The organism is Streptomyces sp. 891-h (assembly GCF_022760275.1).
Taxonomy (GTDB): Bacteria; Actinomycetota; Actinomycetes; order Streptomycetales; family Streptomycetaceae; genus Streptomyces; species Streptomyces spirodelae.
In genome coordinates this window covers 375,338-393,937 of sequence record NZ_CP050693.1, presented here as the reverse complement: position 1 = coordinate 393,937, position 18,600 = coordinate 375,338, and the positions used below count along the sequence as shown (strand labels likewise).

Sequence of the window (18,600 nt, the reverse complement as noted above, 5' to 3'; positions counted from 1 at the left end):
GCAGGTCGGGGATTTGAGCGAGGGCGACGTCGGTGACGCTCACCAGCACGGGGCCGTCATGTGCGTGAACGCGACGTGGCGTCCAGGAGGTCGTCAGCACGGCGTGCCTCACGTCGGGGTACAGGGCGGTGAACGGCCCAGCGTCGTCAGGATCTGGTCCAGCGCGCCGGAGCCGTCGGGGGCGGTCATGGAAAGCCTTCAGTCGCAGCGCGGACCCGAAGGCGCGGTGTGCCCGGAGCCGAGGAGAGTTCCCCCTCCGGAAGGGAGCCGGTTCCGGAGGGGGAGGACGGTGGCCGTCAAACGGTGGGGGAGCGGCGGTCGGTGAGTGGCCTGAGCACCTCCAGTCGGACGGCCTCGGCGGCCTTGTCGAGGGCGGCGTGGCACTCCTGCGGGGTCTCGGCGACCGCCGTCACCAGCGCGTACCTTCCGGCCACCTGGCCGTGCGGCGGAAGCCGCAGCTCCTGCCCAGGCAGGGCGATCGGCAGCGCTTCCGTCACCGCGGGCGGCAGCGCGGCCTGGTCGGTCCGCACCTCGCGGGCGAGGCAGTCCGCCTCCGGGTAGAGGAACCGCACCCCGGCAGCGCGGCGGCGGTCGGGCCCGAGGTCCGGCTCGAGACCGCAGGCCACCCGCGCCGCGGTCAGCGCCGCGTCGGTGCCGAGCGCCAGCCGGCCGAGGTCCGGGATGCGGTCGCCGCCGATCCGGGCGTTGATCTCCACCACCTTCGGCCCTTCGGCGGTCAGCCGCAGCTCGGTGTGGGTCCACCCGGTATCGAACCCGACCGCCTCATGCGCCCGCCGCACCACGTCCAGCACGGCGGGATCGTCCTGGAGCGGGTCCGAGCCGTCGACGAGATGACCCGTCTCCTCGAAGTACGGCGGGAAGCCGCACTCCTTCCGCGCCACGAAGGCCGGCGCCATCCGGCCCCGGCACCAGGCCGCGTCCACGCTGATCTCGGGCCCGTCCAGATACTCCTCGACCAGGACGTCACCCGGCGCCACCTCCACGGCGCCCGGCGCCGTCGCGCCGCGCGCCAGCCGGAAGCAGCGCGCCAGCCGGTCCGCCGAGGTCACCCGCACCACACCGGTACTCGCGTTGAGCGCACGGGGTTTGAGGACCAGCGGATAGCCGGTCCGCGCCGCCGCTGCCCGGGCCTGCGGCAGCGAGGTGACCAGCTCCGAACGGGCCTGCGGGACCCCCGCCTCGTCCAGAGCCGTGCGGGTGGCGCGCTTGTCCCGGCACAGCAGCGCGGCCCGCGGGGTGCTGCCGGGCAGACCGAGCAGCTCGGCGAGCTCCGCCGTGTGCACGACGCGGGTGTCGTCCCAGGTGAGCACACCCTCGACGGCGAGCTTACGGGCAGCCGCCGCCATGGCGGCCACATCGGAGGTGTCCACCACCGTGTGCCCCGACAGATACGGCGTCTCCCAGGTGGGCGCACGCTCGGCGAGCAGATGGACGTCGTACGCGGTGGCGACCGAAGCCAGCAGATACTCGCGGTACACCTGTGAGCCCGCACCGATCAGCACCAGCGTCATGCCGGAACCCCCTGCTGGGCCAGCAGCGGGGCGAGTTGGCGCACAGTGCGGTGCAGATACAGCTGCGGCAGAGGGAAGCCGGGCAGCCCGGCCGCCTTCAGCGCCGCCAGCAGCCGCACTCCGAGCAGGGAGTTGCCACCGAGCGCGAAGAAATCGTCGTCCAGGCCGACCCGGAAGCCGAAGACCTCTTCCCACACCGCGCGCAGCCGCGAGGCGACGTCGTCCCCGGCTGCGGCCGGCTCCTCCTCCGCACCGTCGGACCTGCCCTCCAGCGGCAGCGGCAGCCGCTCCGCGTCCACCTTTCCGTTCGGGGTCAGCGGCAGCGCGGGCAGCGCCGTGACGGTGGAGGGCACCATGTGCGCGGGCAGGAAGCGCGCGGCGTGCTGCCGTACCTCCTCCGTGGCGCCGGTACGCGCCTGATCCGCCGCTTCCGGGCGGAGGACGACGTAGGCGTCCAGCCGGGCACCGGCCGTGTCCGCCTCCTTGCCCTGGCGCAGCACCACGGCCGCCGCCGTCACCGACGGCGCGTCGAGCAGCCGGGCGCGGATCTCGTCCAGTTCGATGCGGAAACCGCGCAGCTTCACCTGGTTGTCCAGCCGCCCCAGGTGCTCCAGGCGGCCGTCCGGCAGCAGCCGGCCCCGGTCACCGCTGCGATACATCGGGCCGGGCGCGTGCGGGTCGGGCACGAAGCGCTGCGCGGTCAGCTCCGGGCGGTTGAGGTACTGTCCGGCCACCCCCGCCCCGCCGACGCAGATCTCACCCGGCACACCGGGCGGCAGCGGGCGGCCCTCCGGGTCGAGGACGTACACATGCCAGCCGGGAAGCGGCCGCCCCACCGAACGTGAACCGCTCAGCGCCGCACGGCGGGTGACCGTCTGCGCGGTCACATGCACGGTGGTCTCGGTGATGCCGTACATGTTGACCAGGCGGCAGCCCCGCTCCGGGTGCCGGTCAAGCCAGAAGCGCAGCGGCCGGGTGTCGAGGGGCTCACCGCCGAACACGACCAGCCGCACCGAGCCGGTGATCGGGCTCTCCCGGTCGACCTGTGCCAACTGGGCGAAGGCGCTCGGGGTCTGGCTGAGCACCGTGACCCGCTCCCGCTCCAGCAGCGCGGCGAACTCGGCCGGGTCACGGGACGCCCAGTACGGGACCACCACCAGCCTTCCGCCGGTCATCAGGCAGCCCCAGATCTCCCACACCGAGAAGTCGAAGGCACTGGAGTGGAAGAGCGTCCACACGTCCTCCCCGCCGAGTGCGAAGTCCCCCTCGGTGGCGGCGAGCAGCGCGGCGACGTTGTGGTGCGGTACGACGACGCCCTTGGGACGGCCCGTCGACCCCGAGGTGTAGATGACGTACGCGGCGTCGTCCGGTGAGACACGCGGGCGTGTGCCGCTGTCCTGCGGCGACTTCGGCTGTCCCGTCACGCGCCGGGCCCGGCCGGGACCGTCCAGCGCGGCGGGACCTTCCAGCGCGGCTGGGCCGACCAGACGCACGCCCTCCAGCCGGGGGAAGCTCTCCGACTGAGTGACGACGAGTTGCAGCCCGGCGTCCTCGGCGGTGAAGGCGAGCCGCTCGGCCGGGTACGCGGGGTCCATCGGCACGTACGCCGCACCCGCCTTGAGCACCGCGAGCAGGACCACCACCAGGTCGAGCGACCGCTCCAGGCAGACGCCCACCCGGTCGCCGGGTGCCACCCCGTGGCCGCGCAGCCCGGCGGCGAACCTGTCGGCGCGCCGGTCGAGTTGCCGGTAGGTGAGGGTCTCGCCCTCACAGGTGACCGCGGCCGCGTCCGGGGCGCGCTCGGCGTGGCGCCGTACGGCCTCCTCGATCCGCTCCCGGGGCACGGCGAGACCCTGCCCCAGGCCGCCGAGTTCGGCCAGCTCCTGCCGCCGCTCGTCGTCGAAGAGGGGCAGTTCGCCCACCGGGGTGTCGGGGGCCGCCGTGACCAGCGCCCGGTGCGCGGTGGTGAGCATGCCGGTGAACCACTCCACCGCCGCGTCGCCGAACGCCGCGTGCCGGTGGACGCAGCTGCCGCTCAGCACGGTGGAGCCGTCGTCGGCGAGGTGCAGCGACATCGGGTGCACGGGAGCGAGGAACGGTCTCGACTCGAGGGGTTCGGCCTTCACCCCGTCGCCGCCGATCATCTCGGCAGCCGGAGTGACCGTCAGCCCGACGACCGGGGCTCGGCCCGACCCGGGCCCGGCGCCACCGGCCAGCTCCAGGTACTCCGCCACGGTCTGCGACGGTGCGGCGGAGAACTCCACCGAGTGCTCGGCGTCCCTGCCCACCACCACGTCGGACTGCCCGGTGCAGCGGGCGAGCACCAGCCCGAGCGCGGCCCGGAGCACCACATCGACGGGCACCTCGGCGTGTGCCGGGACCGTGAAGCTCCGGTGTCCCACCGTCGCGGCCCCGGCCTCGCCCAGGCCCCACTCCGGCGCGGGGCCGCGGTCGAGCTCCCCCAGGGCGGCCCGCAGTTCCGCGTCCCGCTTCGCCGCCTGCTCCGCGGCCGCCCCCCGTACCGTGGGGACCGCCGCCTCGCCCAGCAGTGCCCTGGCCAGGTCGTACGGCTCGGCCACCGCCCGGTGGGCCACCACGACGAGTTCCTCCGTCCCGTCCGCGTACCGCAGCAGCACCGCCCGTACCCCCGGCCCGGTGCGCGGGTCGGCGGGCCGGGACAGTTCGCGTTCGCGGCGCACCTCGGCGAGCCGGCTGTCGGCACCGTCGGGGATCTCCTCCACCCACAGCCGCGCGCCGTTCGCGAGCCGTGCCAGATCTCCGCGCAGCCGTTCGGGCTCGGCTCCGCAGTGCAGGCGCAGGGCGAGCGCCTGGCAGAGCCTGCCGGTGTCGTTCATCGTCCTCGTCTCCCCGCTGTCCCCGTGCTCCCTGCCGTACGTGGTGACTTCGCCGCCGCTCACCGGCTGGTGAACCCGCCGTCCACGGTGACCGTCGAGCCCGTCACCTGGCGCGATGCGTCCGAGCCGAGCCATACGGCGGCTCCGGCCACGTCCTCCGGCTCGATCAGCCTGTTCATCGGCTGCGCGGCCAGGAAGGTCTCCTCGTGCTCGGCCACCGGTACGTCCAAGGAGCGGGCGATCTCGGTGAGCATCCGCCCCTCGGCCGCGTCGTCGTCCCGAACCGAGCCGGGACACAGCGCGTTGACCCGTACCCCGAAGGGGGCGAAGTCCAGCGCGGCCGACTTGGTCAGCCCGATCAGCGCGTGCTTCGCGGTGACATAGCCGGCGAAGTGCCGGTAGCCGACCAGCCCCGCGGTCGAGGCCACATTGATGACGCTGCCCGCCCGCTGGCCGGTCATGGCGGCGCCGACCGCGCGGATCATCCGCCAGGCCCCCGACACGTCGACATCGAGCATCAGGTCCCACTCGTCGGGCGAGATGTCGTGCACGGTCTTGCCCGAGGGCGCCGCGATACCCGCGTTGTTGAGCAGGATGTCGAGGCGCCCGAACCGGTCCAGGGCACCGTCCACCACCGCGCGCACGGCGTCCAGTTCGCGTACGTCCGCCTCGGCTGTGGCCACCACGGAGGCGGGGGACAGCTCCTGGCAGAGCCGGGCGGTGTGCGCCAACTGGCCGGCACTGCCCAGCGGGTAGGGAACACCGTCCAGGTCGTGGCCGATGTCGGTGAGCAGCAGATCGGCCCCGGCGCCCGCGTACGCCAGCGCGCAGGCCCGGCCGATACCGCGTGCGGCGCCCGTGATGAGCGCCGCCTTGCCCGCGAGCGCTCCGGCTGCGGTGGCTCCGCCCGGCGGGGGAGCGGTGAGCGCCCCGTTCACAGCCCCACCCCCTGCGAGGCCAGCTCCTGGTCGAGAAGGCGCACGAGCCCGGCCGGGTCGTCGACCAGATACATGTGCCCGCCCGGCAGTTCCACCTGTCGGCAGCCCTGGGAGGTGGCGCTCTCCCATTCGGCTGCCTGCTCACGGGAGACCAGACCGTCCTCGGCCCCCCGGATGGAGACGACCGGGACGCTCAGCGGCTTCTCGGACGGCGCCAGGTAGTTCTCGTGCATCTCCACATCGGCGCGCAGCGGCGGCAGCAGCATCTCCCGCAGTTCGGGGTGTTCCAGCGCGGGGTGTGTGTAGCCGGCGAACTCCTGCACCTGCTCCAGGAACTTCTCGTCGGACAGCCCGGTGGCCCGCTTCTCGCGCCGTGTCCACGGCCCGGGTGAGCCGCTGACGAAGAGTTTGACGACCTGCGGGTGGCCGAGCGCGGCGATCCTGTGCGCCATCTCGTACGCGATCACAGCGCCGAGGCTGTGCCCGAACAGTGCCACGGCAGGGCGGCCGGACAACTGGTCGAGCACCTCGGGCAGCAGTCCGTCCACCGCGGCCGTCACGTCCGTGTACAGCGGCTCACCGAACCGCTCCTCGCGGCCCGGCAACTGGACCGGTGTGATCAGGACGGTGTCGCTGCCGTACTCCTGGCAGCGGCGGAACGCGGAGGCCCCGGCGCCCGCGAACGGGAAGCACAGCACGGGGATCGGCCCGGATACGGGAACAGGCATGTCAGCCCTCCAACTCTGCGGCGGACGCCCACGCCCGCTCGATCAGTTCAGCCGTCTGGGCGGGGTTGCCCCGCACGAAGTAGTGGCCGCCGGAGCCGAGGCGGTGGAAGTCCACCCGGTCCGCCACCCGCTCCCAGCAGCGGTACTCCTCGGCCGCGTGCGCCAGGCCGGTGTCGTCCCCGGCGACCACGACGGTGAACGGCGCCTCGATCCGCCGGCCCGGGTCGTTCTCGGTCAGACGGATGAAGTAGCGGTAGCCGCCGCACACGTCGTGCCGGAAGAGGTCGCCCATGAACGAGGTGTAGCGGCGGTCGAGACCGTCCATCTCGGTGTAGCCGGTCTCCTCGACCATGTAGGTGATGATGTCGCCGTCGCTCCAGCTCTCGATCATCTCGATCGACTCGCGCATCTCGTCCGCCGACGGCAGGAGCTTGGAGCCGATGAAGACCTGCCGCAGGTCGAAGCCGCGCTCCTCCAGGACCCGCGCCAGCTCGACCGTCACCGCGGCGCCACCGCAGTGGCCCCACAGGATCAGCGGAAGGTCGGCCAGCTCGGGCCGCTGCTCGAGCTGAGCCAGCGTCCGCTCCACCGTCTCGGTCACATCGGTGAAGCGGCCGGGACGGCTCGGGCTGTGGCCCGGCGGTTCGAGCCCGTACACCGCGAGATCCGGGGTGCGCTTCTCCACCGCCTCGGCCAGCGGCTTGAAGTTCACCGGATGCCCGCACGGGTACGGCACGCACACCACCGCGGCCCGGGCGCCCTCGGCGGTCGAGGAGAGCAGTTGCAGCAGTTCCTCCTCCTCGCCCTCCACCGTCCCGCCGCTGTCCACCAGCGCGGCCAGTGCGCCCAGCCGGGGCAGACGGGTCAGATCGGAGAGCGTCACCAGGCCGTCCAGCTCCAGCACGACGCGCAGCGCGGACAGCGAGTTGCCGCCCAGTGCGAAGAAGTCGTCCTCCTCGCCGATCTCCTCCTCGGGCAGATCCAGGACGTGCTGCCAGGCCGCCCTGATCCGCGCGACGGTCGCGGGGGACGCCGACGAGCCGCGGGACGCCGACGCGCCCGGCTGCGGCTGGGGTTGCTGCTGGGCCTGGGGCTCGGACTGCGGCTGCGACAGGCCCTCGGCCGGGGCGTCGCCGTCCAGCAGAGCCAGGTCCTCCTCGGCCAGGAACTGGTGCGCCTCGTGTGGCGCGTCCGGCTCGGCCGCCATCAGCTCCAGCACCCGCACGAAGTAGCCGCCGATCCGGTCGATCTGCTCCTCGTCGTACAGGTGCGTGTGGTAGTGCAGGCACAGCTGCACCTCGTCGTCGACGAAGCTGCGGGAGAACTCCGTACGGAACGGGAACTCCGTCTCCGAGTCCACCCGCATCTCCAGCAGCGAGAACTCCGGCAGGTGCCGCAGGTTCTTCAGCAGGTAGAAGTGGGTGAAGTTGAACGTGGTCGAGAAAAGCTGCCGCTGGGTGGCCAGGTCCTGCTTCATCTGCGCCATCGGGTAGCGGCGGTGGGGCAGCAGCGCCAGCTCCGCGCGGTACACCCGCCGGATCAGCTCGGCCCAGCTGCCCGAGGCCACCTCGACCTGGAACGGCACGGTGTTCAGGTGCAGTCCGAGCGTCGTCTCCGCGTCGGGCAGCTCGGGCCGGCCGCTGTGCTCGTAGCCGGTCATCACCGTCCGCTGCCCTGACACCAGGCTGAGCACCTTCATATGGGCGGCCAGCAGGACATCCTTGACCGGTACCGACAGCGCGTCCGCCGTCGCCTCGATGCGCTGGGTCAGCCCCGTCGGCAGCGGTACGTCCCGCAGTACGACACGGAAGTCGGCGGTCTCCTCGGCACCCGGCCTGCGGGGTACGTCGGCCGGGTGCGGATCGGCCATGACCTCGCGCCAGAAGTCCCTGGAACCCTCGGAGCGCAGCGCCTCGGTCTCCAGGCCGACGAAGTTGCGCAGATGGTTGTCGACCGGGCGCACGGTGGTGTCCCGGCCCTCCCGCACCTGGTGGTAGAGCTCGAACAGCTGGGTGTGCAGCAGCGAGATCGACCAGCCGTCGAGCGCCGAATTGTGCTGGCTGACCGTGTAGCGGTACAGCTCGTCATCCAGCACCTGGATGTGCAGGGTGACCAGACCGCCCCGCTCCCACTCGAACCGGCGCGCCTTCTCGCGGGCCAGCCACTCCTCGTGCCAGGCCTCCTGCGCGGCCCGGTCCAGGTGGCGCAGGTCCTCGATCGTCAGCGGGGGCTCCACCTCGCGGTGCACGATCTGCAGGAACTCGCTGTACCCGGTCAGGTGGTAGGTGGTACGCAGGATCGGGTGCCGCAGCGTCAGCAGCCGTACGGCCTCGGTGAACGCCTCCGCGTCGAAGGCACCGGTGACCGCGTAGCTGAGCACGTCGTGGTACTGCCCCAGACCGCCGGTGATCTCCGTCTGGAAGATCAGCCCCGCCTGCAGCATCGAGAGCGGATAGGCGTCCTCGGCGTCCTCGGGCAGCAGTTCCCTGTCCTGCGGGCCGATCAGCTCGAACGGCCGGAAGGCACCGCGCGCCGCGACATCCGGCACGCCCGCCGCCGAGCCGGACTCCTCCATCGACGCCACCAGCAGCGCGATCGTCTGGTGCCGGAACAGCTGCTGGAAGGTGAAGTCCAGCCCGGCCTCCCGGGACTTGGCCAGTACGGACACGAAGTGGATCGAGTTGCCGCCCAGTGCGAAGAAGTTGTCGTGCACCCCGACCTTCTCCAGGCCGAGCACCTCCCGCCAGATCCGCGCCAGTGCCTCTTCGGTCGCGTTGCGCGGCGCGACATGCGCGGGAGCCTTCTTGCGCAGCGCGTCCGGGCTGCGCAGCGCCGCCCGGTCCAGCTTCCCGTTGGGGGTGAGCGGCAGCTCGTCCAGCACCCGTATCCGGCCCGGCACCATGTACGCGGGAAGCGCGGCCCGCAGATGCTCCTTCAGCTCCGCCTCGCTCGCCTGGCCGGTCGCGTCGCTGGGCACGACGAAACCCCGCAGCGAGGTCTGCCAGCCGTCGTCGACGGCGACCACGGCCGCCTCGCGCACCCCGGGGTGGGTGCGCAGCCGCTCCTCGATCTCGCCGGGCTCGACGCGGAAACCCCGTACCTTGACCTGCTCGTCGACCCGGCCCAGGTAGTCGAGGCTGCCGTCGGGCAGGCGCCGCACCCGGTCGCCGGTGCGGTACAGCCGCTCCTCACCGGTGGCGGCACGCACCGCGTCACCGGTCACGAACTTCTCCGCGGTCAGCTCGGGCCTGCCCAGATAGCCGCGGGCCACGCCCACTCCCGCCACGTACAGCTCGCCCGGTACGCCCACCGGAGCCTGCCGTCCCTCGCCGTCCAGCACATACAGCCGGACGTTGTCGATCGGCCGGCCGATGGGCAGCCGAGCCCGGCCGGTGAGGCCGGCGACGGGTTGGTGGGTGACGTCCACGGTCGCCTCGGTCGGCCCGTACAGGTTGACGAGCCCGGCCTGGGGAATCAGCTCGGCGAACCGGACCGCGTGGGCGGGAGCCAGCGCCTCACCGCTGGCGAAGACCTGCCGCAGGGTGCGGGTCGCGGCCCCGCCGCCGAACCGGTCCAGATGGCCCAGGAACATAGTGAGCATCGACGGCACGAAGTGCATCGTGGTCACCCGGTGCTTCTCGACGGCGGCCAGCAGCGCGGCCGGGTCCTTCTCCGTTCCCGGGGCCGGGAGGGCGAGCGCCGCTCCGGTGAACGACCACCAGAACAGCTCCCACACGGACACATCGAAGGAGATCGACGTCTTCTGGAGCACGACGTCGTCCGGGCCGATCGGATAGGCGCGCTGCATCCACAGCAGCCGGTTGACGGCGCTGCGGTGCTCGACCAGCACGCCCTTGGGACGGCCGGTCGACCCGGAGGTGTAGATGACGTAGGCGACATCCCCCGCGCCGCCGGTCTCCCGGAGCGGCTCAGCGGACGCCGCGTACGACGCCGGGTCCTCGATGTCCAGGGCCGGGGTGGAGCCCGCCAGCGCCTTGAACCTGCTCTGGTGGAGGGCGAGGCCGGCCGCGCTGTCGGTGAGCAGATGGTCGATGCGGGCCTGCGGATACGCCGGGTCCACCGGCAGGTAGGCGGCGCCCGCCTTCAGCACCGCCAGCACGGCCGTCAGCATCTCGGGGGAGCGCTCGGTGAGCAGAGCCACGATCGAGCCCGGGCCGATGCCACGCTCCCGCAGAGTGCGCGCCAACTGGTTGGCACGCGCGTCGAGCCGGCCGTAGGTGACGGTGCCGTCCTCCGTCAGCAGCGCGGGCGCCTCGGGGGTGCGCGCTGCCTGCTCGGCGAACAGTCCGTGCAAGGTGGCGTCCGTGTCGAAGCCGCGCTCGGTGGAGTTGGCCGCCGCGACGGTCTTCTCGTCCTCGGCCGTCCACAGTTCGATGGTGTGTACCGGCCGGTCGGGCTCGTCCGTGGCCTTTTCCAGCAGAAGGGCGTACTGGGCGCCTACGAGGCGCACCGACTCCTCGGCGAAGCGGTCGGTGGCGTACGCGAGGGTGAGCGACAGTTCGCCGTGCCGCCGGGCGACGGTGACCATGACGCCGGGCGCCACGAACCCCGGCTCGTGGAAGCCGTCGAGCGCGAGACCGGTGTCGAAGGCCCCTGGGCGCCCCAACTCGGTGGCGAGGGAGGCCACGTCGCAGTCCTGGTGCCGCTCGGCCTCCCGCAGGGCGTCGCCCACCCGGGCCAGCAGCTGACGCAGTGACCCGGACGGGTCCGTACGCACCAGCAGGGGACCGGCGGCGAACCGGGCGGCGGCGCCCCGCTTCGGCAGCGCGACGGCCACCTCCTCCTGGCCGGTGCAGCGGCCCAGCAGCGCGGCCAGCGCGGAGGCGAGAACGACACAGAGCATCTCCAGGCGGCCGCGGCTTATCCGGTCCAGTCGCTCGGTAAGGGTGCTGCCGAGGGGCACTGCGAGCGTGGCCGCGTGGCGCCCCGTGCTGTCGTCCGGGTCCGCCGCCGGGGTGCTGTCCGGGGGTGCGGGAGGACGGAAGTCGGGCAGGAAGCCGGAGGTCTCGGCGAGTGCGGCCAACTGGGATCGCCAGTACGCGGCCTGCGGGGTGGGTGCGGAGGATGCTGCTTCGGATGCGAGCAGAGGCATGGATGTCTCCTGCACTTGTGGTGAGAAGCCCACTCGAAGGGCTGGAACGGCTCGGTGAGCTGAGGCGGCCCGTCGAGCGAAGGTGGGTCGCGGAGCGAAGGTGGGTCGCGGAGCGAAGGTGGGGCGACGAGCGGCGGTGGGAAATCAGAGATCGAAGTCGAAGTCGGGAGCGAAATCGGAGTGGGTGTCCGACCCGGACACGGCGGCCGGACCCGGGGCCGAGGCGGCGGGTGCGGGCTGTGCCGGCCGGGATGGTGCCGCGTCGAGCGCGGGAAGAAGCGAGCCGAGCGGAGCCGAGGGGTCCGCCACGATCGCGTCCAGCAGAGCGGTGAAGCTCTCACGCCAGCCCTCGACCGTCTCGCGGCGGAGCAGCCGGGTGGCGTACTGCCAGGCCACCCGCAGGGTGCCGGTGTCCTCGTAGATCTGCATGTTGAGGTCGAAGACGGCCTGGCCGGTCTGTTCCAGGCGCAGCGGCACCCTGGCGCCCTGGAAGTCCACCGACAGATAGCGCCCGCTGTGCAGGGCGATCAGCGCCTCGAAGACCGGCGTACGGCTGTAGTCGCGCACCGGCGCGGCAAGGGAGACCAGGTCCTCGAAGGGGAAGTCCTGGTGGGCGAAGGCGTCCTCGGCCGCCTGCGCGGTGCTGCGCAGGAAGGCCCCGAAGGGCACCCGGGGTTCGGGCGCCGAGCGCAGGCACACCGTACCGGCGCACATGCCGACCGTCGCCTCCAGCCCCGGCGCCGTACGGCCGGAGACCGGCACCCCGACCGTGACGTCGCCGGTGCCCTTGAGCCCGGCCAGCAGCAGACTGTACGCGGACGCCAGCACGGCGAACAGCGTCACGCCGTGGTCGTGCGCCAGCCCGCGCAGCCGCCGGGTGCGCACCTGACCGAGGTCGAAGGTGACGACATCGCCGTCGAGCGACCGCAGGTCAGGGCGCGGGTGGTCCGTCGGCAGGTCGGCCGGGTCGGGCGGGGTGGCGAACACCCGCTGCCAGTAAGCGCGCTGGGCCGTACGCAACGCTTCGCCAGCCGGCCCGGCCAGCCACTCGGCGTAGTCGCGGTACTGGACCCCGGGCGGGGGCGGCTCCTCGCCGCCGTACAGCGCGGCCAGGTCCGCGAACAGCGGCGCCAGGGAGAAACCGTCGACCACGATGTGGTGCAGATCGAGGCGGAGTGTCACCTCCGTGGCCGTCCGGTGGATCTCGGCCCGCCACAGCGGGGCCCGGCCCAGATCGAAGGGGCGGACGAACTCCCGTAACGGCCCCGGCGGCCCCTCGGCCACCCGGACCGGCACATCGACGGCCGGCTCGACGCGCTGTCTGATGCCGCCGCCCTCGGTGACGAACCGGGTGCGCAGCGCGTCGTGGCGCGCGGCCAGTTGCCTGAGCGCCGTGGCGAGCCGCAGCGGGTCGGTGTCGGCCGGCAGCGCGAGGGTGACCGGCACGTTGTAGTGCACCGCGCGCTCGTCCTTGAGCTGTTCGAAGTACAGCTGCCGCTGCTGCGGAGTGAGCGGATACGTCTCCCGCCGCGGCGCGGGCGGGATCTGAGTACCCCGTTCGACGGGCGAGGAGTCGCGCAGCAGCGCAGCCAGCCGCGCCGGAGTGCCGCAGCGCAGCACGGCGCTGACCGGGCACGCACGGCCCAGCCGCCGCCGGGCTCCGGCGGCCAGCAGCGTCGCCGTGAGCGAGTCGGCGCCCAGGTCCCGCAGATCGTGGGCCGCTCCGATACCGCTGATGCCCAGAGCCGCCTCGGCCAGCTCCACCAGGACACGTTCGGTCTCGTCGGCGGGCGGCACATAGGCGGTCGCGGCCAGCAGATGGGAGCCGTCCGGATCGGGCAGCAGCGCTCGCTCCACCTTGCCGTTGCGGTTGAGCGGCAGCTGGGGGAGCGGCACCAGGTAGGAGGGGACCATGTGCCCCGGCAGTGTGCGGGCGAGCAGGCTCCGCAGCTCCTCCGGTGTCGGCGGGTGCTGCCCCGCCTTCCCCGTGTAGTAGCCGCACAGGTAGGTCTCGCTGCGGCCGGGCCGGGACCTGGCCGTCACGACGGCCTCCGCCACGCCCGGGTGGTCGGCCATGACGCTCTCGACCTCGGCCGGCTCCACCCGGAAGCCCCGGACCTTGACCTGGTGGTCGCGCCGGCCGAGGAACTCCAGCACCCCGTCGGAACGCCAGCGCGCCAGATCGCCGCTGCGGTACAGCCGGTCGCCGCGCGGGGTGAACGGGTCCTTGATGAAACGTTCCGCTGTCAGCGCGGGGCGCCCCAGGTAGCCGCGGGCCACCCCGTCCCCGCCCAGATGCAGCTCACCGGGCACGCCCACCGGGCACGGCTGCCCCGCCTCGTCCAGCACATACGCGGTCGAATTGGCGATCGGCCGCCCGATCGGGATGCGCTCCAGATCGGCCCGGGTGAGCCGGTGCGTGACCGAGAAGGTGGTGTTCTCCGTGGGGCCGTAGCCGTTGACCAGCGTCAGCTCCGGGCAGGCGGCCATCACCCTCGTCAGATGGGCGGCGGAGAGCGCGTCCCCACCGACGACGAGCTCCCGCAGCGGCCGGAACGCGGTCGCGTCCTGCTCCACGAGCTGGTTGAACAGCGGCGAGGTCAGCCACAGGGTCGTGATGCGCCGCGCGGCCAGCTCCCGGCCCAGCGATCCCGCGTCGAGCACGGTGTCACTGCCCGTCAGATGCACCCGCCCGCCGTTGAGCAGGGGGCCCCACAGCTCGAAGGTGCTCGCGTCGAACGCGATGGAACCCGTCGGCATGACGCTCATGTCCGGGCCGAAGCGCACATACGCCGTGCCCCGGACGAGCCGCACCACATTGCGGTGGGTGACCTCCACGCCCTTGGGCCGTCCGGTCGTCCCGGAGGTGTAGCAGATGTACGCGAGGTCCTGGGCGGAGACTTGGGGGTCGTCGTCGGTGTCGGCGTCAGTCCCGGTGTCGTACCACGGATCGAGGACCGTCCCCGCGAACGCGAACCGCGGGGGCCGGTCGGTGGAGGCGACCAGCAGTACGACGGCGGAGTCGGCGAGCAGCCATTCGGTGCGCTCCGCCGGATACTCCGTATCGAGCGGAAGGTAGGCACACCCCGCCTTCAGGATGCCGAGTGCGCCCACCAGCAGGTCAGGAGTGCGCGACGTGTGCAGCCCGATCCGGTCCCCGCGCCGCGCCCCGGCCGCCCGCAGTGCTGCGGCCAGCCGGTCGGTGTGCGCGTCGAGTTCCGCGTAGCTCATGGTGCGGTCCCGCCAGGTGACGGCCGGGGCCGCCGGAGTGCGCCGCGCCTGCTCGCGGAACAGCTCGTGCACGGTGGTCGAGGACGGGTAGGGCCGGGCCGTGTCGTTGAACGTCCGCAGAACCAGCTCCCGCTCCCCGTCGTCCAGCAGCCCGACCTCGCGCACGGCGGTGTGCGGCTGCTCCGTCAGGCACCGCAGCGCCCGGGTGAGGTGGCGGCCGAGGCGTTCGGCGGTCTCCCGGACGAAGAGGGAGGCGCGGTAGCCGAGCAGCAGACCGGTACCGTCCCGGGTGAGGGAGAGCTCGTACGGCCCGGCGTCCGGCTCCTGGCCCCGGCTCTCCTCCGCCGGGGCGCGGTCGGCGAACAGTACGGCTGTGGCGCTGTGCGGGCCGCGTTGCGTCGGCGTCGTCCGAGCGACCCGGGTGGCGAGCGCGGCGACGGGCTCGTGCCCGGCCACGTCCACGGTCAGGGTGCCCGCGCCGCCGTCGGCGAGATCGGTGTCCACCCGGAGCCGACCCTGCCCGGTCCAGCGGTGCAGCACGAGGAGGAGAGCCGCCAGGGCCGCCGGTCCTTCGGCACCGGCCAGCCGGACGGCGCCCCAGGGGCCGCGGGCCGCTTCCCGGGTGCGGGGGCGATCGGTGACGAGCACCACCGCGTCGTCTGTCGTGGCGGGTGCCCCCTCAGGAAGCGGCGGGGACGGTGCCCGCGTCGTCCGGGTCGGAGTCCCGCTCTGCACGCTGGTCATCGGCTGCTGTCACCTCCAGCCTGAAGGGCGTGTTGCGGAAGAGCACGACCGTCAGCAGACCCGGCGCGGTGGCCAGGGCGGCGACGAAGAAGATCAGCGCGGTGTAGTGGTTGCCGCTGAGCAGCACGCCGCCCAGCGCCGAACCCGCGGGCAGCGCACCGGCCATGACCGTACGCATCAGCGTCATCGCCCGGCCCCGCATCGCGTTGGGCACCCGGGTCATCCGGACCACGCCGCCGAGCACCGTCATCGGGGCCGAGAGGATGCCGTTCAGCGCGAGACCGAGCAGGATCCACGGCAGCGCCGTCGGGAGGAGCAGGAACAGCACGGCGCCGGAGAGCAGTTGCAGTACGCCGATACGCAGCATCTGCTTCTCGGACGTTTCCACGGCACCGGAGACCAGGGAGCCGACCAGTTCGCCCGCGGCCATCACGGCGAGCATCAGGCCGAGCACACCCGGGCCGCTGCCGAACTCGAACTTGGTCAGCCAGGGGATCGCCACCACCAGCGCTCCGGCCGAGACGTTGAACGCCCCGAACGACAGAGTGAGCACCAGCAGGAAGCGGTCCCGCACGATCAGCAGGAACACCGGCGCCCAGCCCGGCTTCGCGTCCTTGGCCCCCGGCTCCGCCGACGGTTCGGGCCGGGCGAGCGGAGCCTTGATCCGGCCGATGAGCAAGGCGAAGAGCAGATACGTGGCGGCGTCGAGCACCAGCACATTGGGGGCGCCGAAGAGGGCGATGAGCCCCGCACCGATCGGCGGCCCCAGCACGTTCGCCGCTCCCATGGCGGTGGCCTCGAGACCGGACGCCGCCTGGAGTTTGTCAGCCGGGACCAGTTCCGGGAGCACGGCCGGTGTCCCGGCCAGCGGGATGATCTTCAGCAGCCCGTAGACCAGCGCCACCACGTACAGGTGCCAGGCGTGCAGCGCACCGGCAACCGCCAGCACCGGAACGAGGGCCACGACGGCGGCCCGGAAGACCGAGTCGTAGATGAACAGCTTGCGCCGCGAGAACCGGTCGAGCAGCGGCCCGATGACGGCGCCGCCCAGAATCACCGGAAGCGTCAGACAGACACCCAGCACACCGAGGCCCGCCGCGCCTGCCTTGTCGAGAGTGATCCAGGCGAGGGCCGCGTACGTGGCGCCGTCACCGAGGAGGTTGAGTACCAGGGCCGACCAGAGGAGACGGTAGTCCCCGATTCGTAAAATGCTCAGATACGCTTTCACGTCCACACCGTTCAGTAGGCCGAAAATGGCAGAGCAGACAGCCGGGCAGGCGTGCGGGGCACGTCGGCACCGACAGGTGGGTGTGCGCAAGAAAGGCGCCGGCAGGACCGAGCCGCAACGTGAGCAGCCTTGCGGACGGGGTCAGCGATCTGCGGCGTTACGGGAATGAACCTGTGACCCGTGCATTTCCGGCTCGACGGGGGCCGGAATTCCCCATGGCTGTATCGCCCAAGACTCCCCCGTGAAACTCCCCCGTGGCGCTGCGCATCGCCGGAGACGGTGCGCGCTTTTGACGGCATGTTTTCTAACAGCTCGCTCGGAACCGGGTCAAGCAGTCGCTTCCGGGGAAAAAATGTCGCCTTCCGGACTTGTGATCAAAGGCTCCCGTGTGCCAGGGGCGGACGACCGGCGCCGCGTACCCGCTGTCGTCGGCACCCTGGGCGGCTCCCCGCCCGGCCTACCGACGCACGGCCCCCGCGATCTCCCGCACGTCCACCGGCACACACGCAGCCCGTCGCCGCCGCCCTCACCCTCGCAGCGCTCCCGTGCCTGCTCCGGACCTCCCGCATCCGTACCGCGGCTGGGCCGGAGTGGGGACCCGCGTCCGAGAGGAGCTCCACCCGATTGGCGTGCGGTCGAGGTGGATCGGGGCGCGCTTGCGGCGCGAGCGCTCGGTCGGTCACCCGGTTTTCCCCACGTCCCAGCAGCTCAATAGACTGGTGTGATGGGCTTCTTCGACAAATTGAACGGCACAAAGCACCCCCGCGGCGATGTGCCTCCGCAGCCGGCTGAAGACCTGAAAGCCATGCTGCTCGGCCTCAATGGGCCGGATGTTCCCTTCGCTATTCGCGCTGGTGGCGAGGAGAGTTCCTACGAGGATTACCTGGTGGCGGAGTGGAGACTCATGGAACCGGCCTGGCGATCCTTCTTTGCCGACAAGCAGTTGAGTCGCCGCCTCCGAATTCGCATGCGCCTGGTACGCGCCGAGCGCGAAGTCCGTGTCCTCGAAGAGCAATGGAAAATCCAGTGGGTCGGCGGCGTTCCGGTTTCCCGGGAGTACGGGCGCGGACCGTTGAATCAGAGGTCCGCTGAGTGGACGATCGGTCGCAAGCGGGACGGGCGCGGCTTCGAGGTGACACAGACATTCCGTTTCGACAGCGCGGAGATGAGGGAACCCCTTCAGAGCACGGTGCTCGATGCGGGATGGACCTGGCGCGGAGTAGTGCTCGGCAAGCTGTGACCAGCGGGGACGCCCCGCGTAACCCGGCGCGCCGCTGCCCGGGACCGCCCAAGGCCGCGTAATGCGCGCAGCAATGCGGAAAACGGTCCTGCGCGGTGCTGAAGTGCGCGTGTCAGGTGGCCAGGTGACTGCTGGTGTCGCGCGGCAGTTCGAGCCCGGGGCGGCTCGCAGCGGTCGTGGGTGCGGCGGGTGCTAATGGCGGGGACCCGCGCGTACGGGGGCCACCCCTGGTGCCCGAGGAGGCCCGTTCGCTGACGAATGCGGAAGCGGAAGCGGGTACGGAAGTGGGTGCCGAAGTGGGTGCCGGTGAGCTGAATTGTGAAGCTGCCGTGGGCTTTTGGTGTGGGCGGCTGCTCCATGCCCGCCGGGCGGAATGGCGTGACGGGCCACTCAGTGGAGGTGGCGGCGAAGCGATGACAAGTGTCATGCGGAGTTGTTGACGAGTGTTTCTACAGCTCCGGGAGCTGTCCGGGGAGGCTTGAGGTCATGACGACGACCTCGGCTGACAAGCCCAGCGCAAGCGCCACCCCCGCAATGCTCTCGCCCCGCTGCTGGTGGATGTGCCCTTCGCGCTGCTGATCCTCGTCGTCAACGGGGTCGGTGCGGCGCTGAGCTTTGGCACCGGTGCTCCGCGGCTGATGCTCGCCAAGGACAGCGGTGTCAGCGGTGCGATCGGCGTCGGGGTGCTGCTGTCCGTGGTCGCGGGCAGGCCGATGATGACCGCTGGCCGCCTACCCGATGGCCCGGCTGCTCGTCGCCGCGACGGAAGCGGGCACCGAAGCGCGCACGGAAGCGCGCACCGATGCGGCGGCGGTGGCCGAAACCGCGCCGGTCGCTCGCGAGAACGACGGCGCCGTGGCCGCCGTCGTCCTGGCGCGCTGACGGGCCTCGCTCAAGGGGAGCTGTTGACGCCATTGACGCCGTCGGGACAGAAAGGCCCCGGCCAGCCGGGGGGAGGCTGACCGGGGCAAGGCCCTGGCCGGTGGGGGGG

General features: G+C 72.2%; 9 protein-coding genes. 2 read left to right on the top strand and 7 right to left on the bottom strand.

Annotated elements, in window-relative coordinates; translation table 11 throughout:
• Nucleotides 1-296: 296 nt before the first annotated feature.
• The 7 genes from HC362_RS01795 to HC362_RS01765 all read right to left on the bottom strand — a co-directional run bounded on the left by HC362_RS01795 (nt 297) and on the right by HC362_RS01765 (nt 16,375).
• Entirely contained in the window at nt 297-1,532 is a 1,236-nt protein-coding gene (locus HC362_RS01795; RefSeq protein WP_243082001.1) for an ATP-grasp domain-containing protein, read from the bottom strand.
• A complete protein-coding gene (locus HC362_RS01790) occupies nt 1,529-4,450 on the bottom strand; it encodes an amino acid adenylation domain-containing protein (RefSeq protein ID WP_243082000.1) in 2,922 nt (973 codons plus the stop codon). The genes HC362_RS01795 and HC362_RS01790 overlap by 4 nt, the downstream gene beginning before the upstream one ends.
• On the bottom strand, nt 4,447-5,325 hold the full coding sequence (locus HC362_RS01785; RefSeq protein WP_243081999.1) for an SDR family oxidoreductase: 879 nt from the start codon (nt 5,323-5,325) through the stop codon (nt 4,447-4,449). The genes HC362_RS01790 and HC362_RS01785 overlap by 4 nt, the downstream gene beginning before the upstream one ends.
• Nucleotides 5,322-6,053 (bottom strand): alpha/beta fold hydrolase, encoded by a 732-nt coding sequence (locus tag HC362_RS01780; RefSeq protein WP_243081998.1) that lies wholly within the window; start codon nt 6,051-6,053, stop codon nt 5,322-5,324. Before HC362_RS01780 ends, HC362_RS01785 begins: the two co-directional genes overlap by 4 nt.
• Before the next feature lies 1 nt (nt 6,054).
• Nucleotides 6,055-11,166, bottom strand: coding sequence for a non-ribosomal peptide synthetase (locus tag HC362_RS01775; RefSeq protein ID WP_243081997.1), 5,112 nt, complete (start codon nt 11,164-11,166; stop codon nt 6,055-6,057).
• A 144-nt stretch (nt 11,167-11,310) separates the two neighbouring features.
• Complete coding sequence (locus tag HC362_RS01770; RefSeq protein ID WP_243081996.1) at nt 11,311-15,141, bottom strand: amino acid adenylation domain-containing protein; 3,831 nt, start codon at nt 15,139-15,141, stop codon at nt 11,311-11,313.
• Nucleotides 15,077-16,375: an MFS transporter gene (locus tag HC362_RS01765; protein WP_243081995.1), complete on the bottom strand. Its 1,299-nt coding sequence runs from the start codon at nt 16,373-16,375 to the stop codon at nt 15,077-15,079. The genes HC362_RS01770 and HC362_RS01765 overlap by 65 nt, the downstream gene beginning before the upstream one ends.
• Nucleotides 16,376-17,093: 718 nt before the next feature.
• Between HC362_RS01765 and HC362_RS01760 the strand changes: the two genes are divergently transcribed.
• On the top strand, nt 17,094-17,609 hold the full coding sequence (locus HC362_RS01760) for a hypothetical protein (protein WP_243081994.1): 516 nt from the start codon (nt 17,094-17,096) through the stop codon (nt 17,607-17,609).
• A gap of 738 nt (nt 17,610-18,347) precedes the next feature.
• Nucleotides 18,348-18,491, top strand: a complete 144-nt coding sequence (locus HC362_RS01755; protein ID WP_243088941.1) for a hypothetical protein — start codon at nt 18,348-18,350, stop codon at nt 18,489-18,491.
• The last annotated feature ends 109 nt before the right edge of the window (nt 18,492-18,600 follow it).

Bases quoted from the DNA above. Each gene is read 5' to 3' on its own strand.
- HC362_RS01795 (WP_243082001.1), bottom strand. From the start codon at position 1,532: ATGACGCTGGTGCTGATCGGTGCGGGCTCACAGGTGTACCGCGAGTAT.
- HC362_RS01780 (WP_243081998.1), bottom strand. From the start codon at position 6,053: ATGCCTGTTCCCGTATCCGGGCCGATCCCCGTGCTGTGCTTCCCGTTC.
- HC362_RS01775 (WP_243081997.1), bottom strand. From the start codon at position 11,166: ATGCCTCTGCTCGCATCCGAAGCAGCATCCTCCGCACCCACCCCGCAG.
- HC362_RS01770 (WP_243081996.1), bottom strand. From the start codon at position 15,141: ATGACCAGCGTGCAGAGCGGGACTCCGACCCGGACGACGCGGGCACCG.
- HC362_RS01760 (WP_243081994.1), top strand. From the start codon at position 17,094: ATGGGCTTCTTCGACAAATTGAACGGCACAAAGCACCCCCGCGGCGAT.
- HC362_RS01755 (WP_243088941.1), top strand. From the start codon at position 18,348: ATGGCCCGGCTGCTCGTCGCCGCGACGGAAGCGGGCACCGAAGCGCGC.